Annotated in this window: 23 protein-coding genes; 5 read left to right on the forward strand and 18 right to left on the reverse strand. The window is 71.6% G+C overall.

The window, feature by feature from the left end; translation table 11 throughout:
• Positions 1-142: 142 nt before the first annotated feature.
• From OOJ91_RS28685 to ruvC, 7 genes are all read right to left on the reverse strand, one after another.
• Entirely contained in the window at positions 143-709 is a 567-nt protein-coding gene (locus tag OOJ91_RS28685) for an adenine phosphoribosyltransferase (RefSeq protein ID WP_266249971.1), read from the reverse strand.
• 104 nt (positions 710-813) lie between these two features.
• Positions 814-1,998, reverse strand: a complete 1,185-nt coding sequence (gene secF, locus OOJ91_RS28690) for a protein translocase subunit SecF (RefSeq protein WP_266249972.1) — start codon at positions 1,996-1,998, stop codon at positions 814-816.
• Between the two features lies 1 nt (position 1,999).
• Complete coding sequence (gene secD, locus OOJ91_RS28695; RefSeq protein WP_266249973.1) at positions 2,000-3,904, reverse strand: protein translocase subunit SecD; 1,905 nt, start codon at positions 3,902-3,904, stop codon at positions 2,000-2,002.
• Between the two features lie 276 nt (positions 3,905-4,180).
• On the reverse strand, positions 4,181-4,519 hold the full coding sequence (yajC, locus tag OOJ91_RS28700) for a preprotein translocase subunit YajC (RefSeq protein WP_266249974.1): 339 nt from the start codon (positions 4,517-4,519) through the stop codon (positions 4,181-4,183).
• Between the two features lie 138 nt (positions 4,520-4,657).
• Entirely contained in the window at positions 4,658-5,725 is a 1,068-nt protein-coding gene (ruvB, locus tag OOJ91_RS28705) for a Holliday junction branch migration DNA helicase RuvB (RefSeq protein ID WP_266249975.1), read from the reverse strand.
• A gap of 28 nt (positions 5,726-5,753) precedes the next feature.
• Entirely contained in the window at positions 5,754-6,356 is a 603-nt protein-coding gene (ruvA, locus tag OOJ91_RS28710) for a Holliday junction branch migration protein RuvA (protein WP_266249976.1), read from the reverse strand.
• Positions 6,353-6,880, reverse strand: coding sequence for a crossover junction endodeoxyribonuclease RuvC (ruvC, locus tag OOJ91_RS28715; protein WP_266249977.1), 528 nt, complete (start codon positions 6,878-6,880; stop codon positions 6,353-6,355). The genes ruvA and ruvC overlap by 4 nt, the downstream gene beginning before the upstream one ends.
• 279 nt (positions 6,881-7,159) lie before the next feature.
• On the opposite strand from ruvC, the gene OOJ91_RS28720 reads away from it, so the two are divergent.
• Both OOJ91_RS28720 and OOJ91_RS28725 read left to right on the forward strand, forming a co-directional pair.
• On the forward strand, positions 7,160-7,942 hold the full coding sequence (locus tag OOJ91_RS28720) for a 3-hydroxybutyrate dehydrogenase (RefSeq protein WP_266249978.1): 783 nt from the start codon (positions 7,160-7,162) through the stop codon (positions 7,940-7,942).
• A 14-nt stretch (positions 7,943-7,956) separates the two neighbouring features.
• Positions 7,957-9,876, forward strand: coding sequence for a helix-turn-helix domain-containing protein (locus OOJ91_RS28725; RefSeq protein ID WP_266249979.1), 1,920 nt, complete (start codon positions 7,957-7,959; stop codon positions 9,874-9,876).
• 69 nt (positions 9,877-9,945) lie between these two features.
• On the opposite strand, the gene OOJ91_RS28730 is transcribed toward OOJ91_RS28725, so the two are convergent.
• From OOJ91_RS28730 to OOJ91_RS28740, 3 genes are all read right to left on the reverse strand, one after another.
• Entirely contained in the window at positions 9,946-10,554 is a 609-nt protein-coding gene (locus tag OOJ91_RS28730; RefSeq protein WP_266249980.1) for a TetR/AcrR family transcriptional regulator, read from the reverse strand.
• An 11-nt stretch (positions 10,555-10,565) separates the two neighbouring features.
• Positions 10,566-12,134: an MFS transporter gene (locus tag OOJ91_RS28735; protein WP_266249981.1), complete on the reverse strand. Its 1,569-nt coding sequence runs from the start codon at positions 12,132-12,134 to the stop codon at positions 10,566-10,568.
• Positions 12,135-12,255: 121 nt separating this feature from the next.
• Positions 12,256-12,900, reverse strand: coding sequence for a transcriptional regulator (locus tag OOJ91_RS28740; RefSeq protein WP_266249982.1), 645 nt, complete (start codon positions 12,898-12,900; stop codon positions 12,256-12,258).
• Positions 12,901-13,096: 196 nt separating this feature from the next.
• Between OOJ91_RS28740 and OOJ91_RS28745 the strand changes: the two genes are divergently transcribed.
• Complete coding sequence (locus tag OOJ91_RS28745) at positions 13,097-13,954, forward strand: SPFH domain-containing protein (RefSeq protein ID WP_266249983.1); 858 nt, start codon at positions 13,097-13,099, stop codon at positions 13,952-13,954.
• 58 nt (positions 13,955-14,012) lie between these two features.
• Here OOJ91_RS28745 and OOJ91_RS28750 read toward each other — a convergent pair whose 3' ends face one another.
• The 5 genes from OOJ91_RS28750 to OOJ91_RS28770 all read right to left on the reverse strand — a co-directional run bounded on the left by OOJ91_RS28750 (position 14,013) and on the right by OOJ91_RS28770 (position 18,584).
• Positions 14,013-14,834, reverse strand: a complete 822-nt coding sequence (locus OOJ91_RS28750; protein ID WP_266249984.1) for an NAD-dependent epimerase/dehydratase family protein — start codon at positions 14,832-14,834, stop codon at positions 14,013-14,015.
• Between the two features lie 96 nt (positions 14,835-14,930).
• Complete coding sequence (locus OOJ91_RS28755) at positions 14,931-16,205, reverse strand: FAD-dependent oxidoreductase (RefSeq protein ID WP_266249985.1); 1,275 nt, start codon at positions 16,203-16,205, stop codon at positions 14,931-14,933.
• On the reverse strand, positions 16,198-16,761 hold the full coding sequence (locus tag OOJ91_RS28760; protein ID WP_266249986.1) for a TetR/AcrR family transcriptional regulator: 564 nt from the start codon (positions 16,759-16,761) through the stop codon (positions 16,198-16,200). The genes OOJ91_RS28755 and OOJ91_RS28760 overlap by 8 nt, the downstream gene beginning before the upstream one ends.
• Before the next feature lie 84 nt (positions 16,762-16,845).
• Positions 16,846-18,222 carry a permease prefix domain 1-containing protein gene (locus OOJ91_RS28765; RefSeq protein WP_266249987.1) on the reverse strand — a complete coding sequence of 459 codons (1,377 nt, stop codon included), beginning with the start codon at positions 18,220-18,222 and terminating at the stop codon, positions 16,846-16,848.
• On the reverse strand, positions 18,219-18,584 hold the full coding sequence (locus OOJ91_RS28770; RefSeq protein ID WP_266249988.1) for a PadR family transcriptional regulator: 366 nt from the start codon (positions 18,582-18,584) through the stop codon (positions 18,219-18,221). Before OOJ91_RS28770 ends, OOJ91_RS28765 begins: the two co-directional genes overlap by 4 nt.
• A gap of 125 nt (positions 18,585-18,709) precedes the next feature.
• On the opposite strand from OOJ91_RS28770, the gene OOJ91_RS28775 reads away from it, so the two are divergent.
• Complete coding sequence (locus tag OOJ91_RS28775; RefSeq protein ID WP_266249989.1) at positions 18,710-19,447, forward strand: phosphotransferase; 738 nt, start codon at positions 18,710-18,712, stop codon at positions 19,445-19,447.
• 6 nt (positions 19,448-19,453) lie between these two features.
• Here OOJ91_RS28775 and OOJ91_RS28780 read toward each other — a convergent pair whose 3' ends face one another.
• Complete coding sequence (locus OOJ91_RS28780) at positions 19,454-19,993, reverse strand: RBBP9/YdeN family alpha/beta hydrolase (RefSeq protein ID WP_266249990.1); 540 nt, start codon at positions 19,991-19,993, stop codon at positions 19,454-19,456.
• Between the two features lie 68 nt (positions 19,994-20,061).
• The gene (locus tag OOJ91_RS28785) at positions 20,062-20,409 is read right to left on the reverse strand and encodes a hypothetical protein (protein ID WP_266249991.1); all 348 of its coding nucleotides are present in this window, start codon (positions 20,407-20,409) and stop codon (positions 20,062-20,064) included.
• Positions 20,410-20,735: 326 nt separating this feature from the next.
• Here OOJ91_RS28785 and OOJ91_RS28790 point away from each other — a divergent pair, with 326 nt between their 5' ends.
• Positions 20,736-21,023: a hypothetical protein gene (locus OOJ91_RS28790; RefSeq protein WP_234583533.1), complete on the forward strand. Its 288-nt coding sequence runs from the start codon at positions 20,736-20,738 to the stop codon at positions 21,021-21,023.
• A 47-nt stretch (positions 21,024-21,070) separates the two neighbouring features.
• On the opposite strand, the gene OOJ91_RS28795 is transcribed toward OOJ91_RS28790, so the two are convergent.
• Positions 21,071-22,210, reverse strand: coding sequence for a zinc-binding dehydrogenase (locus OOJ91_RS28795; protein WP_439117155.1), 1,140 nt, complete (start codon positions 22,208-22,210; stop codon positions 21,071-21,073).
• Positions 22,211-22,256 lie beyond the last annotated feature (46 nt).

Below are 22,256 nucleotides of genomic sequence, written 5' to 3' on the forward strand. Positions count from 1 at the left end.
CACCTGCCGAACATCGGCCGGCCTGGTCTCGCGTCGCCGGACGGTGTACCGCCGGCGTCAGCAAAGGGCAATGCTACCCGCACGGACGGTCGGGTGCCGCTCCGCCGGACGGTCGGCGTGACCTCCGCCCGGCAGGCCGGGATCAAACGGTCAGCAGGGCATGGACCGGACGTGGCGCGAGCCGTTCACGCGCTCCCAGGAAGCCGATCTCCAGCAGCACGGTGAAGCCCGTGACAGTCCCGCCGGCCCGCTCGACGAGGTCGAGCGTCGCCTCGGCGGTGCCGCCCGTGGCCAACACGTCGTCGACGACGAGCACGCGGTGGCCGGCGGTGAAGGCGTCCTCGTGCACCTCCAGGGTGGCCTCGCCGTACTCGAGGGCGTACGACACCGAGTGCGCCGGGCGGGGCAGCTTGCCGGCCTTGCGCACCGGCACCACGCCCACTCCGGCCGCGTACGCGACAGCCGCCGCGACGACGAAGCCGCGTGCCTCGATGCCCACCACCACGTCGAAGCCGTCCCGCCCGTGGTACGCGACGATCCCGTCGACCACCTCGCGGAACGCCTTCCCGTCGGCGAACAGCGGCATCAGGTCCTTGAACAGGACACCGGGCCTGGGGAAGTCCGGCACGTCCAGCACCCGGCTGGCCACCAACCGGGCGGCCTCCGGGCCGCTGTCCCCGCGCGCCGCGGTGCTGTGGGTCTCCGTCACGGCTGATCCGCTTCCCTTCCAACGACGACGGCGTCCGGCATGCTGCTCGCACAGCATGCCGGACGCCGTTCGGGCGTTTCCTCCCGGGTCGACCCCGGGGTCGATCAGCGCCGCTTGGCGCCACCCGGCCGGTTACCGCCGCCGCCGGGGCGACCACCCCGGGCGCCGGTCGGCCGCTTGCCCGCCGGTCGTGCGCCCACCTTCGGGGCGACGCCGGCCAGCGCGGCGGAGTCGGGATCGAGCGGCGTGTCGGCCGCCTCGCCCTCGACCGGGGTCGGGGCGCCCTTGCCGGCGACCTCGCCACGGCCCAGCGCGCCACGGCGGGCCTGCACCCGCTTGTTGTGCGCCTGGATGCGGGGGTCGTAGTTCTTCAACAGCGCCAGCAGCGGCGTCGCCACCAGGATGGAGGTCAGGAACGCCACCGCCATACCGACGAACAGCACCAGACCGAGGTCCTTCAGCGTGCCGGCGCCGAGCAGACCGGCGCCGATGAAGAGCAGACCACCGACGGGCAGCAGGGCCACCACCGAGGTGTTCAGCGACCGCATGAGGCTCTGGTTGACGGCCAGGTTGGCCGCCTCCCCGTACGTCATGTTGTTGTTGGCCGTGATGCCGCGGGTGTTCTCCTGCACCTTGTCGAAGACCACCACCACGTCGTAGAGCGCGAAGCCCAGGATCGTGAGGAAGCCGATGATCGTCGACGGCGTGACCTCGAAGCCGACAAGCGAGTAGATGCCGGCGGTGAGGATGAGGTTCGTGAACAGCGACGCCACCGCGGCGACAGCCATCCGCCACTCGAAGCGCAGGATCAGGTAGACCATCACCAGCGCGATGAAGATGACCAGACCGAGCACGGCCCGCGAGGTGACCTGGCTGCCCCACGCCTCGCTGACCTGGTTGTCGCTGATCTGGCCCGCGTCGATGCCGAACCGCTTGGCGATGTCGGCCTTGACCGCGGTGGCCTGCTCCGCGCTGAGCTGACCGGTACGCAGCTCGTAGGTGTCGCCACCCACCTTCTGCGCGGTCACCACCTCGGTGCCACCGCCCTCGGCCGCGAGCGCCGCGTTGACCTGCTCCTCGGCCCTGTCCATGGTGCCGACGCTTGCCGGCACCTGGAACGAGTTGCCGCCGGCGAACTCGATGCCCAGGCTGAACCCGCGGATCGAGACGCTCAGGATCGCGATCAGGATCAGGACCCCGGCGACGCCGAACCAGAGCTTGCGACGACCGACGACGTTGAGACCGGCCTCGCCGTTGTAGAGGCGGCTCGCCAAACCGTTCTGAGCCATCTCAGGCCTCCTTGGCGCGCGGGTTGCGGGACTGAGCCTGCTGGCTGCGGGCCGGAAGGGCCCGGCCCAGGCCGCTGACCCGCGGGGACAGGAACGCCCGGGTCCGGGCGAACATCGTCATGATCGGGTGCCGGAAGAGGAAGACCACGACCAGGTCCAGCACCGTGGCCAGGCCGAGGGCGAACGCGAAGCCCTTGACCGTCCCGACCGAGACCACGTAGAGCACCACCGCGGAGAGCAGGGTGATCGCGTTGGCCGAGATGATCGTCCGACGGGCGCGGACCCAGGCGCGGGGCACCGCGCTGCGCGGGCTGCGCCCCTCCCGGATCTCGTCCTTGAGTCGTTCGAAGTAGATGACGAACGAGTCCGCCGCCACACCTAGCGAGACGATCATGCCGGCGATGCCGGCGAGGGTGAGCGTGAAGCCGATCTGCCGGCCGAGCACCACAAGTGCGCCGAAGACGAGCAGCGCGGACAGGATCAGGCTCAGGAAGATCACCGAGCCGAGCAACCGGTAGTAGAAGAACGCGTAGATGATGACAAGCAGCATGCCGATGCCTGCCGCGAGCAGACCGGCCCGCAGGTGGCTCGCGCCCAGGGTCGCCGTGATGTTCTGCGACTCCTGTGCCTTGAAGGTCACCGGCAGCGCTCCGTAGCGGAGCTGGCCGGCGAGCGCGCTGGCGTCCTTCTGGTTGAAGCTGCCGGTGATCTGGGAGTTGCCGGTCAGGACGGCCTGGATCTCCGGGGAGGAGACGATCTCGTTGTCCAGCACGACTGCCACGCGGCACTTGCCGTCCTGACCGAGAGCGCTCGCGTCGCAGGCCTGGCCCTCGTTGGTGAACGCCTCGCGGGTCAACGCGGTCCACTTGGACTGGCCGTCACCCGTGAAGTCGAGGCTGACCACCCAGGCGTTGGTCTGGTCGAGCACCGCGTCGGCGTCGTCCACGTCGGTACCCTCGACCTTGGCCTTGTCGAGCAGGTACTTCGAGGCGCCGCCCTCGCAGGACACGACCTGCTGCTTGGGGTCGGAGATCGACGCCGGGGGACGCTTGTCGAGCTGCGCGCAGCCGATCGTCGGCACGTTGAACTGCATCTGCGCCGGCAGTATGGCGACCTCCTGCGGCGACAGCGCGCTGAACGGCTTCAGCTTGTCGCCAAGCGACGGGTCGGCGCTCAGGTCGGCGGGGGCCTGCAGACCGCTGGCGGCCTGCCAGGCGGCGGCGCCGACCTTCTGCTCGACGGCCTTGCGCTGCTCCTCGACGCCCGCCGGCACCGGCGCGGCGCTGGCGGACGGCGCGGCGGCACTCGCCGGAGCCGAGGCCGGAGCTGACGGGGTCGGCGTGGCGCTGGCGGACGGCGCGGGCGCCATTCCGCCCTGCCCGCCGCTGGCCGACGCGCTCACCTTCGGCGCGGCGCTGCCCGACGCGGGCGCCGAGGCAGCGCCGGACGGGGTGACGCTGCCCGGCGGGGCCGCCGTGGCGGCCGGCGGCGCGGCCGTCCCGCTGCCGTCGGCGGCCTTGAGCACCTTGCGGAAGCGCAGCTCGGCGGCGCTGCCCACCTCGTCGAGGTTCCGGTTCTCACCGGGCAGGGAGATGACGATGTTCCGGTTGCCCTCGGTGACCACCTCGGCCTCGGCCACACCGAGCCCGTTGACCCGGTTTTCGATGATCTGCCGGGCCTCCTCGAGGTTCTCGGCAGTCGGTGGCTTGCCGTCGACGTTGTTGGTCGCCTCCAGCGTCATCCGGGTGCCGCCGATGAGGTCCAGGCCGAGCTTGGGCTCCAGCCGGTCCCTGAAGCTGCCGCTGGCGCCGCCCGAGAAGAACACCAAAAGATAGAGGACGACGAAGATGAACCCGAGCACGGCGAGCTGCCGGCCGGGTCGCATCTGTCCCTGAGGTGGTGCCACGGTTGTCCTGTCTCCCTGTACGGTCGCGCCGCTGCGCGCGGCGGCGGCGAGTGTCGGGCCGGGGGTCCCGGCCAACGGGTCTGACCTGGCCGACGGGGATGCCGGCACGCTGGCCGGACGCGCCGGCGGGGGACGCCGACGGTCACGGGAAGGTGCCGACGCCCGGCGTCGACCCAACTATCCAGTTTTCACGTCGCGTCCGCTGCCCCGTCGGGCGCGGTGGCCCCGAGCGCCGGTCGCCTGGCCGTACGCCAGAACCGTCGCCCGGCGGGCGGGTCAGTCCTTGACGGTGTCCGCGTCCTCGGTGACCGGCTCGCTCGGCAGCTCCGCGCGGGTGACAACCCGGGCGATGGCCGGCCGGGCGTAGCGGGTCTGCACGCCCGGAGCGATCTCGAGCAGGACGGCGTCGTCCTCGACGCCGGTGACCGTGCCGTAGAGCCCGCCGATGGTGACGACCTCGTCGCCCGGACCCAGCCCGGACTGCATGGCCTCCGCGTCGCGGCGGCGCTTCTGCTGCGGACGGATCATCATGAAGTACATGACGCCGAAGAGCAGGACGATCATCAGGACCGGCGTGAAGCCGCCGGCCCCACCACCCGCTGCAAGGTATTGCACGGTTACTGCCTTCCCATTGGCCACCTCCCCGGCACGAGGGTGCCGGAGCGGAGGCGGATTCTCACATCCTGTACAGACCGCGGCGAAGTCTAATCCCTGCACCTGAGAACACCGAATGCGGCACAGATCACGTTCACATCACGGCTGATCGGTGTCCAGGGAGAACAGATCGGGCGCAGACGGGACATCCATCCCAAATGTACCATTCGGTGGAGTACGCCCCAGGTGCCGCCAGGCGGCCTCCGTGGCCACCCGGCCCCGCGGGGTACGGGCCAGCAGACCGGCGCGCACCAGGAACGGCTCGCAGACCTCCTCGACGGTGTCCGGCTGCTCCCCCACCGCCACGGCGAGGGTGGACAGCCCGACCGGGCCGCCCCGGAACGAGTCCACAAGCGCGGTCAGCACCGCCCGGTCCAGCCGGTCCAGACCCAGCGCGTCGACGTCGTACACCGTCAACGCCTTGCGGGCGGTGCCCACGGTGACCACACCGTCGGCCCGGACCTCCGCGTAGTCGCGGACCCGGCGCAGCAGCCGGTTGGCGATCCGGGGGGTGCCCCGGGACCGGCCCGCGATCTCCGCCGCGCCGTCTGCGGTGATCGGCACCCCGAGGATGCGCGCCGAACGGTGCAGCAGTGTCTCCAGATCCGCCGGGGCGTAGAAGTCGAGGTGCGCGACGAAGCCGAACCGGTCCCGCATGGGCCCGGTCAACAGACCCGAGCGGGTGGTCGCGCCGACAAGGGTGAACGGCTCGACGTCCAGCGGGATCGCCGTCGCCCCCGGCCCCTTGCCGACCACCACGTCGACCCGGAAGTCCTCCATCGCGCTGTAGAGCAACTCCTCCGCCGGCCTGGCGATCCGGTGGATCTCGTCGATGAAGAGCACGTCGCCCTCGGCGAGGCTGGTCAGGATCGCCGCCAGGTCACCGGACCGCTCGATCGCCGGGCCGCTTGTCACGCGGATGCCCGCGCCCAGCTCCGCGGCGACGATGTTTGCCAGACTCGTCTTACCCAGCCCGGGTGGCCCGGAGAGCAGGATGTGATCCGGGGGCGACCCCCGCCGCATGGCGCCCTGCAACAGCAGGTCGAGCTGATCGCGCACCCGGTCCTGGGCGATGAACTCGGCCAGCCGCCGGGGCCGCACCGTCGCCTCCGCGTCCCGGTCGGCGTCACTGACGTACGCCGAGACGAGCCCGTCGGTATCGCTCACCGTGCCGCCCCCCGTCGCGGCCGGGCGGTCATCGGGTCCGACCCAGCAGGCGGATGGCCTGCTTGAGCAGGACCGGCACGGGCGGGGTGGGGCCGTCGATGGTCTCCGCCACGGCGGCCACCGCCTGGTCGGCCTGACCTGCCGTCCAGCCCAGACCGACGAGCGCCTGCCGTACCTGATCGGGCCAGGCGCCGCCGGTCACGCCGCCCACCCCGTCGGCGCCTATCGACACCGGGCCGATCCGGTCCCGCAACTCCAGCACCAGGCGCTCGGCGCCCTTCTTGCCGATCCCGGGCACCCGGGTCAGCGCGGCGGTGTCGGCGTTCGCGATGGCCTTGCGCACCGCGTCCGGCGTGTGCACGGCCAGCACGGCCTGGGCCAGCCGTGGGCCGACCCCGCTGGCGGTCTGCAGCAGCTCGAACAGCGCCTTGGCGTCGTCGTCGGCGAAACCGTAGAGGGTCAGCGAATCCTCCCGGACCACCAGGCTGGTGGCCAGCCGCGCCGGCTGACCCACCCGCAGCTCCGCGAGCGTCCCGGGGGCGCAGTGCACGGCCAGGCCGACACCGCCGACCTCGATCACGGCCAGATCCGGACCCGTCGCGGTCACCGTGCCGCGCACGCTGGCGATCATCGTGCTCCTCCTCGTCGAGCCCGGTCGGCCGCGGCGGCCAGCTTGGAACGGGTGCCGCCGCGCCACACGTGGCAGATGGCCAGGGCGAGCGCGTCGGCGGCGTCGGCCGGCTTCGGTGGCTCGTCCAGCCGCAGCAGCCGGGTCACCATGGCGGTCATCTGCGCCTTGTCGGCCTGACCGGAACCGGTCACCGCCGCCTTCACCTCGCTGGGCGTGTACGTCTGCACCGGCAGCCCCGCCCGCGCTCCCGCCAGCACGGCGATGCCGCTGGCCTGCGCGGTGCCCATCACCGTCCGGACGTTGTGCTGGCTGAACACCCGCTCGACGGCGACGCTCTCCGGCTGGTGCTCGGCGACAAGCTTGGTCAGCGACCGGTCCAGGTGCAGCAGGCGCAGCGCCAGGTCGTCGGCCGGGTCGGTGTAGACCACGTAGTAGGCGATGAGCGTGCAGGGCCGACCGGGCACGCCCTCGACGACACCCACCCCACACCGCGTCAACCCCGGGTCGACCCCCAGCACCCGCACGCCGCCCCCTCCCCCAGCCGTCAGCAGTACGTGTGTTCGACACCCTAACTGTCGCCCTTCCCACCGGCCCCACGGGACACGCCCTCACCCCTTCCCCTCCCCAAGATCCACACAACGTCCCGGATGTTGCTGCCTCCGACAGGCGAGAGACAGCAACATCCCTGATATTGCGCGGATCTTGACGACGGACAGGGGGCGAGTGGGCCACACAGCACTGGTACGGAGTATGTGTCGCCGCCCCATGTGCCGCCGGGCGCACAGCTCGTAACTTCTTGCGCCATGACGGCAGAACCCGTGGCGGTCCCCCACGTCGTACAGGTCGACCTCGCTGGTCGGACCGCCCTGGTCACCGGGGGCGGCAGCGGCATCGGGCGGGCGTGTGCCCTGCGGTTGGGCGCGGCCGGCGCCACGGTGCTCGTGGTGGACCGCAACCTGGAGGCGGCCAAGGCGGTGGCCGACCAGGCCGGCGGACGCGCCGAGGGCGTGGACCTGGCCGACGCGGCGGCCGTGGACGCGCTCGACGTGGACGTGGACATCGTGGTGAACAACGCCGGGCTCCAGCATGTGGCGCCGTTGCAGGACTTCCCCGTCGAGCGCTTCGAGTACATCCAGCGGGTGATGGTGGAGGCGCCGTTCCTGCTGATCCGCCGCGCGTTGCCGCACATGTACGCCCGGGGTTGGGGCCGGATCGTCAACATCTCGTCGGTGCACGGCCTGCGCGCCTCGCCCTACAAGGCGGCCTATGTCTCGGCGAAGCACGCCCTGGAGGGGCTGTCGAAGGTGGTGGCGCTCGAGGGCGCCGCGCACGGGGTGACCGCCAACTGCATCAACCCGGCGTACGTGCGGACCGCGCTTGTGGAGAGCCAGATCGCCGACCAGGCGGCCAGCCACGGCATCGGCGAGGCCGAGGTGATCGAGAAGGTCATGCTGGCCCGTGCCGCCATCAAGCGGCTGATCGAGCCGGAGGAGGTGGCCGAGCTGTTGGCGTACCTCTGCGCGCCGCCGGCGGCCTTCATCACGGGCGCGTCGATCGCGCTCGACGGGGGCTGGACGGCCAACTAGTGGGCCTGAGCACAATGTCGACCATGTCGTCGCCTGTCGAGTTCCTCGAACTGCTCGCTCGCGAGGCCGCCGCGGTGGAGTTCGAGGGCCCGCTGGTGGCCGCGCGCGCCGCCGGGATGCCCGCCGACCGGCTGGCCGAGCTGGAACAGGCCAAGACTGTGGCGTTGCGGGTCCGCGCGCTGTTGGAGCGCCGCCGCCGCCGGGAGACCGAGCTGTCCGGCCTGTACGACACGGTCAGCGACCTGGCCGGGCTGCGCGACCTGGACGACGTGCTGCGGGCGATCGTGCACCGGGCCCGCAACCTGCTGGGCGCCGACGTGGCGTACATGACGCTCAACGACGACGAGCGCGGCGACACCTACATGCGGGTGACCGACGGGTCCGTGTCCGCGCGCTTCCAGCGGCTGCGGCTGCCGATGGGGGCCGGTCTCGGTGGCCTGGTGGCCCAGTCCGGCGCACCGTACGTCACGGCGAACTACGGCGAGGACGCGCGCTTCCACCACACCGGGGAGATCGACGCCGGCGTGGGCGAGGAGGGCCTGGTGGCGATCCTCGGGGTGCCGCTGCGACTCGGCTCCACCTCGATCGGAGTGCTCTACTCGGCCAACCGCTCCGCCCGGCCGTTCGCCCGCGAGGAGGTCGCGCTGCTGGTCTCCCTCGCCGCGCACGCCGCGGTGGCGATCGACACGGCCCGGCTGCTTGCCGAGACCCGCTCGGCATTGGCCGAGTTGTCGGCGGCGAACACCACCATCCGCGCGCACAGCAGCTCGGTGGAGCGGGCCGCGGCGGCGCACGACCGGATGACGGCTCTGGTGCTGCGCGGCGGCGGGGTGGAGGACGTGGCGGCCGCGGTGACCGAGGTGCTGGGAGGCGCGCTGCTGGCGCTTGACGCCCAGGGCCGCCTGCTCGCCCGGGTGGGCGAGATCGACGAACCGGACCGCGCGGACATCGTCGAGGCGGTGGCCGCTTCGCGTACGGAGGGACGCAGTGTGCGCCGCGGCCCGCTCTGGTACGCGGCGGTGGTGGCCGGCGCGGAGAACCTGGGCGCGTTGGTGCTGCGTCCCGACGACGAGTTGGTCGACGCCGACCAGCGGATCCTGGAGCGGGCCGCGCTGGTGACCGCGCTGCTGCTGCTGTTCCGCCGGACCGTGGCCGAGGCGGAGGGGCGGGTGCGTGGCGAGTTGCTCGACGACCTGATCGCCCGGCCGCTACGTGACACCGACGCGCTGCGCAGCCGGGCCCGCCGGCTCGGCGTGGACCTGGACGCGCCGCACGTGCTGGTGGCGGTGGGCGACGACGCGATCGCGGCGACCGGCTCGGCCCGGCAGCGGGTGCTCTCCTGGGCCACCACGTACGCCTCGGCACGCGGTGGTCTGGCGGCGGCGCGCGACGGTCGGGTGGTCCTGATGCTGCCCGGCCAGGATGCCGGTGGCAGCGCCCGCGCTGTCGCGCGGGACCTGTCGCGGGTGACGGGCCGGCCGGTGACCGCCGGGGCGAGCGGCCCGTCGACCGGGCCCGGGACGCTGGCCGCGACGTTCCACGAGGCGGACCGCTGTCTGACGGCGCTGGGCGCGCTGGGCCGCGCCGGTCAGGGCGCCAGCACCACGGAGCTGGGCTTCGTCGGGCTGCTGTTGGGCACGGTCGGTGACCGGGGTGAGCGGGACGTGGCCCAGTTCCTCACCGCCACGGTCGGGCCGGTGGTGGACTACGACGCCCGGCGCGGGACGGCTCTGGTGAAGACGCTTGAGGCGTACTTCGGGGTGGGCGGCAGCCTGGCCCGGGCCGCCGAGCAGTTGCATGTGCACGTCAACACGGTGACCCAGCGGCTGGAGCGGGTCGGGCAGTTGCTCGGTGCGGACTGGCAGCGGCCCGAGCGGGCGTTGGAGGTGCAGTTGGCGCTGCGCCTGCACCGCCTGCGCGTGCCGAACGCCTGATCTCGGATCGGCGCAGCCACCGCCCGCCACCCGGGCACGGACCGGTCGGTCCGTGCCCGGTGGGCCGGGTCAGCGGGTCAGGATGCCGGCCAGCACCGCGTCGACGACCTGCTCCGGCAGGGTCTGCTCGTTCAGCTCCGGGTTCCACTGCAACACCCGCTGGATCAGCATCGGCCCGGTGAGCAACGCCATGGTCACCTCGATGTCGATGTCGGGCCGGAACGCACCCTCGCTGATGCCCCGTCGGAGCACCTCGCGCATGAGCTGGCGGCGCGGGGAGATGATGTTCTGGTACAGGCGGAAGTGGTCCGGGCTGCGATTCACCTCCGGCACCAGGCAGGGCATGATCTTCGACGCCCGCGGGTCGACGTTCTTCCCGATGGCGCCGACCAGCAGGATCAGATCGTCCCGGAGCGAGTGCCCCTCGGGCTGCGGCAGGATGCCCTTGAGCCGGCGCAGCGCGTCCAGCAGCAAGGCGTCCTTGCCTGCCCAGCGCCGGTAGATGGTGGCCTTGCCGACCCCGGCACGGCTGGCGATCGCCTCGATCGAGAGCGCCTCGATGGTGCTGCCCTCGGCGAGCAGGTCGAGGGTCGCCTCGATGATCGCCTCGTCGGCGCGGATGCTCCGCGGTCGCCCGGGCGACCGCGGAGCATCAGCAGTGGACGTCATGTCGGACATCGCCGGCGAACCTAGGCCGTCCCGGCCAACTCGGGCTCGGCGGCGGGCGCCGCCGACGCCGGAGCCAGGGCGTCGCGACCCGGCATCCACCGCAGCACCACGAGCATGCCGAGGGCCGCGACGATCGCGGAGAGCGCCGCCGCCCAGTGCATGGCGGTGACGAAGGCGTCGTTGGCCGCCGAGATCAGCGTCGGCGCCGCCGGGCCGAGATTTCCGGCCGCCGCGTACGCCCCGGAGATCGACTCGTTGGCCGCGTCGCGGGCCTGCGCGGGCAGGCCGGTCAGCGCGTCGCCCACGTCGCTGCGGTAGACCGCGGAGAGCACCGAGCCGAGGACCGCCACGCCGAGCGCGCCCGCCACCTGGCGGACGGTGTTGCTGACCGCGGAGCCCACGCCGGCCTTCTCGCGGGGCAGCGCCGACATGATGGACTCGGTGGCCGGCGGCATGATGTTGGCCATCCCGACGCCCTGGATGAAGAAGACGACGAGCACGACCCAGATCGGGGTGGACGCGTCGATGAAGGCGAACGCGGCAAGTGCCACCACGGTCAGCCCCAGCCCGACGGCGGCGACCGCCCGGCCGCCGTAGCGGCGGACCATCGCTGCGCTGCGCGGCGCGAAGATCAGCTGCGCGCCGGCGAAGGGCAGGAAGAGCAGGCCGGTCTGCAGCGGGCTGTAGTCGCGCACCAGCTGCAGGTAGAACGAGCTGAAGAACATCACGCCCATCGCGGCGAAGAACACCAGGCCGACGATCGCCACGGGCGCGGCGAACCGGGGCACCTTGAACAGCCGGACGTCCAGCGACGGGTGTTCGCTGCGCAGCTCGTGCCGGACGAACCAGGCCAGCACGGCGAGACCCACCAGGATCGAGCCCCAGGCCACCGGACGGTCGAAGCCGTGCTCGCCACCGTCGATGATGCCGTAGGAGAGGGCCACCAGGCCGACCACGGAGAGCAGGACGCCGAGCAGGTCGACGCGGCCGGGGCGCGGGTCACGCGACTCGGGGACCAGCAGCGCCACCAGGACCACGCCGGCGACGACCACCGGGACGTTGATCAGGAAGACCGAGCCCCACCAGAAGTGCTCCAGCAGCGTGCCGCCGAGGATCGGGCCGATCGCCACCGCCAGGCCGACCGCGCCGGCCCAGACGCCGATGGCCCGGCCGCGCTCGCGCGGGTCGAACACGTTGGAGATGATCGAGAGCGTCACCGGCATGATGGCCGCGCCGCCGACCCCCATCAGGGCGCGGGCCGCGATGAGCTGCGCGGGGCTGTCCGCGTACGCGGAGAGCAGTGACGCCAGACCGAACAGCGCCAGCCCGATCATCAGGAAGCGCTTGCGGCCGGCGCGGTCGCCGAGCACGCCGAAGGTGAACAGCAGCCCGGCGAAGACAAGGGTGTAGGAGTTGATTGACCACTCCAGCTCGCCCTGGCTGGCACCGAGGCCGTGCACCGGGTCGGCGAGGGTGCGGAGGGCGACGTTGAGGATCGTGTTGTCGAGGACGACGACGAGGAGGCTGATCACCAGCACCCCCAGGATCGCCCACCTCCTCGGGTGTCCCGTGTTGTCGTGCAGTTCCATGCCCGGTTCTCCCCCCGGTTGCACCCGTCGCGCAATACGATACGGGCCAGACTCGTAACGCGAACAGCCTACGGGCGCGTATTAACGATACGGAACCGATCCGTATCGTATGTGGCGGGCATCACGCCCGCTGAGCCGCCAGACAGGCGGCGACGGCGGCCGGCAACCCGCCCAGATGGCCCACCGGCGCGGCAAGCGGCTCGATCCAGCCCGGCCCCGCGCCGTACACCCGCAGGTGGGGAAAGTCCCGGGCGAAGCGCACCAGGCGGTACGCGCGGCCGGTGACAGGCGTCTGCGACCAGAGGACGACTGTGTGCGGGCGGGCCCGACGCACCGCGCTGGTCAGGGCGGGCCAGGGCAGCGCCGGTCCCAGGTGCAGGCAGCCGCGCCCCCGCTCCCGCAGGGCGGCGGCGAGCGCGTGCAGGCCCAGGGAGTGCGCCTCCTGCTCGGCGCCGGCCAGCAGCACCCCGCCGACGGGCAGGGAACGGCCGGGCTCGCGGCGGTGCACGTCCAGCCCGATCCGGACGCCCTCGGACAGGGCGTGCTCGACGGCGATCTCGGCGGCGCCGCGCCCCGACGAGCGCGCCAGCAGCGGCTGGCAGACCTGCTCCCAGAGCGCCGGCACGCCCCACTCGGCGGCCAACTCCCGCGTCAGCGCGGCGACACGGTTTCCGTCCAGGTCCTCGGCCGCAAGCGAGACCCGCTTGAGCGCGGTCTGCGCCGCGTCGGCAGGCATCGGAGCGGTGAGCATCGGCTCGGTCAGCACAGACGTACCCCCGGGTAGACGTTCTCTACCCGGGGGTTCGCCGCGACCCCGCGCGGCGGATGCGCCCGGCCGGAATTTGCCGGCGGCGCAGCGCCGGCCGGCGGCGCAGCTTCGGATGCCGCGGCGGAAGAGCCGCCGACTTGACCGGACCTCCTAGGTTGATGATCCACACAGCCCAACGGAAGGTCCCCACCCCATGCCCGTCGGCTTCACCATGGCGATCGTCTTCGCCGTCGCCCTGGCGGTCAGCGCCGTCCTGGCTCTCGTCGCCCCCGCGCGGCCACTGAAGCGGATGGCCGCCCTCGCGGCGCTCGCCTTCCTCACCCTCACCCTGCTGGTCGGTGTCACCTCCAGCGCGCACTCGGTGCCCATCCGCTCGGTCGGCATCGTCACCAGCTTCGGCAAGCCCACCGGCAAGGTGACCGGCTCCGGCCTGAAGTGGGTGGCCCCCTGGCAGAAGGTGGGCGAGTGGGACGCGGGCCGGCAGAAGTACGACCACATCGGCGGCAACAACTGCGTGCGCGTACGCACCGGCACGCTCGCCGACGCCTGCGTCGAGGTGCTCATCGAGTGGCAGGTCAAACCGGAGAACGCGCCGAAGCAGTTCATGGACTACAAGGGCGACTTCGACAGCTTCCGGGGGCAGCGGGTGGGCGTGCAGCTCGACAGCGCGGTGAACGACGCCTTCGCCGCGTACAACCCCCTGGAGAAGATCGACGCCCGGACCGGTGACCTCAACGTCGACCTCAAGCCGTTCGCGGCGAACATCAAGACCAGCGCGGACACCCGCCTCGCCAGCGACGTGGACATCCTCTCGGTGACCATCACTCGGGTGAACCACGACGACAAGACCGAGGGCAACATCAAGGCGTTCCAGGACAAGCTCGCCCAGACCCGCAACCTGGAACAGGACCGCAAGAACGCCGAGATCTCCAAGCAGATCACCGAGACCAACGCCAAGGTCGACAAGGTGACCCGCTGCCTGGAGATCGCGGAGAAGAACGGCGCCAACCCGGGGCTGTGCATCAACCCGGGCATCGTCACCGGCAAGTGAGAACGAGCCGGCCCACCCGTGGCGGGTGGGCCGGCGTCGTTCCGGTGGATGCCCGTGCTCAGGAGGGCGGCTGGTCCGCCCTGACGTGCCGCAGCGAGTACGCGGCGGCGGTGAAGGCGCCGCCCTGCGCGGCGGCAGGGTCGACCGGATCGCGCGAACCGGGCACCCGGTCGGCGAAAACCTCCGCGTCGTCCACCGGCAGATAGCCGAGCTGCGCCCCGGCCGTGGTGTCCCAGAATGCCCGGGTGTTGGCGGACACGGCGTAGGCGGTCACGAAGTGCACGTCGGGAGCGGTGAGAGCCGCGCGGACGAAACCGATGCCGTCGCGCGGGCTCAACCAGGTCGCCAGGTAGCGGGTCTCGTTCGGCTCGTCCTCGAAGCTGCCGATGCGCAGGCACACCACCGACAGGCCGAACTTGTCGGCGTACAGGCGTCCGAGCGCTTCCACAGCGACCTTGCTCACCCCGTAGAAACCGTCCGGTCGGACCGGCTCGTCCGGCCCGACCACCTGGCCGACCGGGTAGAACCCGGTGACGCGGTTGCTGCTGGCGAGAACGACCCGTCCCACCCGCTGCCTACGGGCGGCCTCCAACACGTGGTACGTGCCCAGCACGTTGCTCTCCAGCAGGTCGGCCAGGGGCGCCTCGTCCGGCAGCCCGGCCAGGTGCACCACCGCGTCCGCTCCCGCGAGCGCGGCGGTCACGGCGTCGGCGTCCGCCAGATCCAGTTGAATCGCCCGGTCTGTCGGCGACTGCGGATGCGGAGGCACCCGATCGACCAGGACGAGGCGACGAACCTCGTCGCGCAGGTGTCGGCAGACTGCCGAACCAATGCGACCCGCGGCACCGGTGACGACGACCGTGCCCAGACGTGCACCCATGACGCCATACTGCCGGCCCGCACCGACACAACGCTCAGTCCAGGCTGACCACCGAGCAAACGCCCTCGCCCCGGCCAGTCGAGCGGATCACCCTCGTCAGACGGGGGCGGCCCGCTCCCAGTGGCGGGGGGCGCTGATCCTGGCCCAGCTCGCGCCGAACGCCATCCGGCGCAACTGTGGAGCGATGCCGCAGAGGCTGAACCAGCCACGGGTCAGACCCACGCTTACCGGGTTGCTCATCATGCCCTGGTGCAGGGTCCGCATGGCCAGGTCGACGGCGTGGAAGCCGTACTCGCGCATCTCGGTCTCGTAGTCGCCGATCGCGTCCAGCAGCGGCAGGTGGCCGCCGTCGGCCAGCGACAACTGGCGGGTGAGCAGGGCGGCGTCGCGCAGTGCGGTGTTCGCGCCGTTACCGCCGGCCGGTGGCATGCCGTGCACGGCGTCGCCGAGCACGGTGACCCGCGTGGGCGCCCACGACGCCGGCCGGTCGGACGCCTGGAACGGAAACGCGCTCACGTCGGCCGGTGGGCACCTGTCGATCAGTTGGCGTAGCGCGGGATGCCAGTCCGTGATGAGCCCCGCGACGTATGCCTTCAACTGTGCGCCGTCGAGGCGTTCCGGACGCGAGGGGAACAGGTCGGTACGGGCGACGAACGCGCACAGCAGATAGTCGTCCCCCACCGGCTGCTGGCGTTCGAACACCGAGGTGAACAGGAAGTGCGGCGCGCCGGTCACGATCAGGTTCATGCCCTCGGCCAGCCGGGCGGGCAGCCAGGCTCGGGTGTCGTCGGTGAGCGGCAACTTGAGCCCGACGCCCACCGCGCCGGTATCCCGCTGGGTGGCCGTCGGCAGGTACTGCGCGCGTACCCGGGAGTTGATCCCGTCGGCGCCGACCAGGACGTCGCCGGTGGCGGACGTCCCGTCGGCGAAGTGGGCGGTGGGGCGACCGTCGGCGGCGATCTCGTAGCGGTCGAAGGTCTTGTCGTAGTGGACGGCGTCGTCGAGTCCGTCGAGGAGAACGCTACGCAGCGTGTGGCGGTCGACCGGGTAGGCCCGTTCCGCGGGGTCGGGATCGTCGGGATACATGACCGCGTCCTCCACCAGGACCAGCGTGCGCAGGTCCGTGCCCAGGAAGCCGAAACCGCCGCCGGGCCGGCCCGCGGTGTCGGTGAACGCCTGCCACTGCCGGTCCGGCAGGCAGGCACGCAGCGACCGGCTGCCCGCCGGGTTGATCGCGAGCCGGTAGCGGTCCACCCGGTCGTCGCGACGCCGGTCACGCTCGAACACGGTGACGTCGATGCCGTGTCTACGCAGGCCATGGGCGAGAGCGAGGCCGCCGATGCCACCGCCGACGATGAGTACGTCAATCATGGCTGGCTCCTTCCGGTGCGAAGAGGTCGCACAGTTGGCTGACGACCGACTCGGCCTGGTCGGGACGCAGGCGAATGCCCTTGACGGTGGCGATCACCAGCTCGACGCTGGCAGCGACGTCGAGGTCCACCGACCAGACGTGGCGCGCGACGCCCTCGGTGAAGATCGCCGCAAGCGCGTCCCGCCAACCCTGTTCGTCACGCTCGATGGCGACCCCCGTGGGCTCGTCACGTCGAGCGCGAAGATCGAGCTCGTCGAGCACGATGAACAGCTCGGGCCGTGCCGCGACGGCGGTGGCTATCTCGCTGAGGTGTTGCCGCAATCGGGCGGCGGGGTCCAGGTCGTTGTGCATCGTCGCCTCGAATTGGCTTGTCACGTGCTCGAGCACTGCGGCGATCAAATCGGCCTTGGTCCGGAAGTAGTGGTGCAGGGTGGAGTGATCGATGCCTGCCGCGGCAGCGATCGGTCGCAGCCGGAAACCTTCGAAGCCACCCTCGGCGATCGCCGAGAACGCCGCCTGGACCAGCGCCTGCCGGCGGTCGAGCTGTTCAGTCATCCCCAACCATCCTCAACCAAGCGGTTGGTTGATAGTCAAGCACCGTTGTGCCGTACTGTCAACCAACCGCTTGGTTGGGATGTTCTAGGCGTAGCTGAACAGCGGGGGAAAGACGAGGACCACGATCCAGGCCCACGCGGCGAACACCGGCAGGTAGCCGGTCTGCCAGCGTTCGAGAGCCGCGAACGGGGTACGCCGGCGGAGGAAGCTCAGCAGGAGCCACGCCGACCACGCGAGATTGACCAGCAGGATCACGTTCTCGCCGAGCGCTGCCGCCCGGTTGGGCGTACCGCCGTAGTTGTCGGTGATGCGGCCGGTGATCTCCACAAGCACCAGCACGTCGATGGCCAACGCGCTGACCACGAGCGCGAGCTGGAGTTTGTCGAACGCGCCGGGCGGGGCCAGCGGATCGCGGGCCGAGAGCGAGTAGAGCAGCAGCCCCAGCACCACGACGAGCAGGAGGTCGAACAGGATCAGCGCCTCGCGTTCGACGTCGATGCCGTGGCTGGTCCAGACGACGGCGACGAGGAAGGCGAGCAGGGCGGCGGTGAAGAGCGGGGTGAACAGCCGGGTGAGGACCGGCGCGATGTTCTCGACGACACTCTGCTTGGCCTCGACGAGCCACCCGGCCACGACGACCGCGGCCGCGGCGCCGCAGGGCAAAAGCCACTGCGAGACGAACGCCTCCGGGACGATCCCGATGGCCGCGAAGGTGTTGAACAGGAACGCGGCGAGCACGCCGCCACCGAGGGCCATCAGCACGAAGTAGATGAACCACTCGCCGGTGAAGCGGATGAAGTCCATGCGTCGACGCGACGAGCGCCAGTCGTCGGCGACGTAGGCCAGACCGACCACCAGCCACAGGGCGATCGGAAGGTGGACGCCGGTGACGACGACGGACTGCGAGTCGTCCGCCAGGGGGTAGACGTTCGCCGCCACGGCGCCGAGGGCGAACAGCGCCACCAGCACCGCGATCACCACCGGTCGGGCTCGCCGCCGCCAGGCCAGGAACGCCGCCAGCCAGGGCAACGCGAACAGGGTGGCGTTGCGCGCGTAGAACGAGCCGTCGTCGTCGAAGCTCAACCCGAACAGCGCGGGCGCCTTGACGGACGCCACCGCGCCGGCCGCGCAGCCGAGCATGACCCACAGGTCCCGCCGGGAGCGCGGGCCGGCGGCCGGGTCGCCGGAGTCGCCGGTCAACACGAGCTGCTTCCACAAGCGCTCCGAATGCTCCCGGGCGAACTCGCGCGAAAGCTCGTCGAGACTGCCCATCCGTTTGACCGCGACCAGGAACGCCTCGTCCGGGCTCAGGCCCGCCGCGACGAGTTCGTCGACCGAGCCGCGGAGGTGGTCCTCCAACTCGTCGGCGTCCACCGACTGCAGCTCCCGATGCCGGAGCACGTATCGGCGCCACTGCGCGAACTGCGCTTCCAGCTCCGCCGGCCCGTCGTGCGCCGTCATGCGAGGCCCTCCAGCGGGCGTGCCGTCAGCGGCGTCCGGTCGTGCCAGATCTCCTTGAGCGCGCCCACGACGGTGTCCCACTGCCGACGCTGTTCGGCCAGCTCGGCCAGGCCCCGATCGGTGATCCGGTAGTACTTGCGCTTGCGCTCACCGGCGACCGACTGCCAGTTGGCCTCCACATAGGCCAGCCGCTCGAGCCGGTGCAGCAGCGGATACAGCAGGCCCTCGGTCCAGTCCAGCTCACCTCCGGACAGCTCGTTGATCCGCCGCAGGATGGCGTAGCCGTAGCTCTCCCCCTCGGCCAGGATGCCGAGCACCATCGGTGTCGCCGACGCCGCCACCAGGTCCTTCGCGACCTTCACGAGACCTCCCACCCCCAACCCTAGAAGTACGATGCATAGTACTGCTAGGTATTAGTCCGAGGCAACGAATCCCGCGCGGAAAACCCGTGGGGGCGTCAGCGGCCAATCCCGCGACAATTGCCTGTGTGCAGGAGATCGAGATCGTCGTCGCCCACCGGGAGCGGACGACAGTGCGCGTCGGCGACGTGTTCCTCAAGATCGACGCTGATCCGGGCCGCTCGGACGTCGAGGTCGCGGCGATGAACCTGGCCCCCGTGCCGACTCCGGAGGTCCTGTGGCACCAGCCGCCCGTGCTCGCGCTCGCTGCCCTGCCCGGGAGGGCACTCGGCCGCCTCGGCGAGCTGTCGACCACGCCCCCGACCGCGTGGGCCGCGGCGGGCGCCGCCGTACGGGTGCTGCACGACGCGCCGCTACCGCCCTGGCCCGGTCGGAGCCTCGACGAGCTGGCCGCGCGGCTCGCCGGCGAGTGCGGATGGCTCGTCGCGAACGGCGTTCTCCCCACCGACCTGGTCGCCCGCAACCGCCACGTCGCCGAGGCGGCGCTCCGACAGTGGACACCTGTGTTCACGCACGGCGACCTGCAGGTCGCCCACGTGTTCGTCGACGGCGACGAGGTCACCGGCGTGCTCGACTGGTCCGAGGCGAGCCGGGGCGACGCCCTGTTCGACCTCGCCACGTTGACGCTCGGCCACGAGGAGCACCTGGGCGACGTCCTGGCCGGCTACGGGGCCGACGTCGACCTCGACGTGATCAGGGGTTGGTGGTCGTGGCGCAGCCTGGTGGCGATCCGTTGGCTGACCGAGCACGGCTTCGACCCCGCGGCGCCCGGCTGCGAGGTCGACGTGCTGCGGGCGCGGATGTGAGGACCGTCAGGGGATGAGTCGGTCGAGCAGCTCGAACCGCTCGTACGGCTGGTCGTAGTCGCCGAAGTGCCCGTCGTCGCGCACGATCTGGGTGCCGCCGAGCCGCTCGAACATGGCGCGTCCCTGTCGGTCGTCGCAGCCGTACGGATCCTCGCGGGAGTTGACGAAGACGATGTCGCGCACGTGCGACCGGATCGCGGCCCAGTCGTAGCTCTCCTGGAGCACCGGTTCGTCACTGGTGTTGGGCGGGGTGCAGTAGCCGGCGACCAGGATCGCCTGGGCGACTGTCACCTCGACATGCTCCAGGAACGCCAGGAGGAACGCCGCGCCGCCGGAGTGACCCACCAGGACTGTGTCCTCGTCGACGTGCTGCCCGGCCAGCACCGTCGGCAGGAACGTCGCGATCGGCTCGACATTGATGCCCGGCAGGTACGGCACCTCGACGGCGTAACCCCGAGCCTCGAGCCGCCCCGCCAACCAGCGGTACCAGACGACGTCCGGGTTGCCGCCGGTCCCGTGGAAGATGATTGCCTTGCGCCCCACCATGCCCCCTTCGCAACTACCTCGTGATCACACCACCCGGCCCGCGGACATCTGTCGCGTCCGACGCCCTGTTACTCGGGTGACGGCTCCAACCGTTCGCGGTCGCGGGTGAGCTGGAGCCGCGTCGTTGCCCTGTCGTGTGCCTGCCAGCCCATGTCGAGTGCCTGCCGGACGATCTTCGCGACCAGGGCCGGGGCGATCGGGCTCAGTTCGAACACTTCGGCCGCGCGCCCGGCGGGTGCGGTGATGATCGGTCCAAAGTTCAGCCAGGGGTCATCGAAGATCGCCATGACCTCCAGTGCGCCGCCGGGTCCGTCGCGCCAGACCGTGACCTTGACACGGCCCGGATCGACCTGGCCGACGGTCCATCGGTAGACGACGTCCTCGACGACGATGCTCCTGATACGGGTACGTGCCACGACGGAAGAGTAGGCACCGTCCGCGCAGTCGGGTAGCGAGATACCGCCTCGCCAATCCCGCCTGACATCCGGATCTGCCGCCTCCCGATCACCTCGCTCTGCGCGCCGGCAAGCCGTGGAGCGAGGCCGCGGTGCACCACGCACGGCGCCGGCAGGTACATGTCACTGATCACCAGCGGCTCGGGAGGCGCTTCGAGCAGCGGGCGACGGCGGAACCGTCGCGCCAGTGGAGAAGGACGCGAGGGCTGTAGAGATTTTATGGCCGTTCGGTGTAGAGGGCCGGTGCGGAGCGCGATCGAGCGCAGTTCGGGATAGCCTTGGCGCATATGGCTACCTACCGCAGCGCCTCAGTGCTTCTCTCCTCGGACGGCACCAGGACCCCTGGCACCGCCGCCCTCTTCGCCGAGCCCGCCCGCAAGGGTGGGACCCGGCCGTGGGCAGGCGACTTCCGGCCCGCCAACAGTGCCGGTAACGGCCCCAAGAACGCGGTCGGGAAGACCTTCACGTTGGAGCTGCCCGACGGCAGCACCGGCAAGGTCGTGGTCCAGAGCCTCAAGAGCGGCAGAGGTGGCGTCGTGCTGGCGTTGATGGGCGAGGACACACCACCCTTCTGATCGAGACCGATCGCCGCCGGCCGGAGACGGCCGGCAGGCGAGCCGGCTCAGTCAAGCGTGACCACCCAGCGAGCGCCCTCGCCACGCGCGAGCCTGTCGAACGCGGTCGGCGCCTCGTCCAGTCCGACCGTGCCGCTGACCAGCACGCGCAGATCCAGTGCGCCGTCGGCGAGTTCGGCGGCCAGCACCGGCACCTCCCGGTCCGGGTCGGACGAGCCGTACACCGAGGAGCGCAGGGTCCGCGCGGAGTGGAAGATGTCCAGCGCGCCGAGGCTGACCATGTCGTCCTTGGCGCCCATGCCGACCACGGTGACCGCTCCCCCACGCCTGGTGAGTCGCCACGCCGCCCGGATCGTGGCGGCCCGCCCCACGCACTCGAAGGCGTGGTCGACGCCCCGACCCTCGGTGCGTGCCCGTACCTCCTTGGACAGCCTGTCGTCGGAGAGCAGGAAGTCGGTGGCCCCGGCGGCGAGGGCCAGGTCGCGTTTCGCCTCGGCCACGTCAACGGCGAGGATCGTCGTGGCGCCGGCCCGACGGGCGGCGGCGAGAACGGCGAGCCCGACCCCGCCGAGCCCGATGACGGCGACCGACTCGCCGGGCGCGACCCGGGCGGTGTTACCGACCGCGCCGACGCCAGTGAGCACCGCGCAGCCGAGCAGCGCGGCCTGCTCGGCGGGCAACCCGGCGGGAATTGGTACGACCGCGCTCTCCGGCACCACCACCGCCTCGGCGAGCGCGCCGAGGCCGAGCGTGAGGTGCAGCGGTACGCCGTCCTCGGTCTCGCCGCGCGCCACGGTCGGGGCGGTGTTGGCGGCGCAGAGCCACGGCTCGTCGTGCCGGCACCACCAGCAGGCCCGGCAGGCGGGCGCCCAGTTGAGCACCACAGGCGTGCCCACCGGCAGTCGGGCGCCCGCACCTGCCGCGGCCACCACGCCTGTCGCCTCGTGCCCGAGCACCAGCGGAAACGTCGCGGCCAGGGTGCCGTTGACCATGGACAGGTCGGAGTGGCACACGCCGGCCGCCCGGATCGTCACCCGCACCTCGCCGGGACCGGGCGCGGGCAGGCGTACTCGCTCGACCCGCAGCTCGGCGCCGGGCCCGCGCGCGACGAGCGCGCGGACGACGACCGGCGCGGCCGCCGGCTCGGGACCCACGGCCGGCACGGCCGCCCGCTCGGGGCCGCCCACCGCCGGCACGGCCGCCCGCTCGGGGCCGCCCACCGCCGGCACGCCC

The organism is Micromonospora lupini (assembly GCF_026342015.1).
Classification (GTDB): domain Bacteria; phylum Actinomycetota; class Actinomycetes; order Mycobacteriales; family Micromonosporaceae; genus Micromonospora; species Micromonospora lupini_B.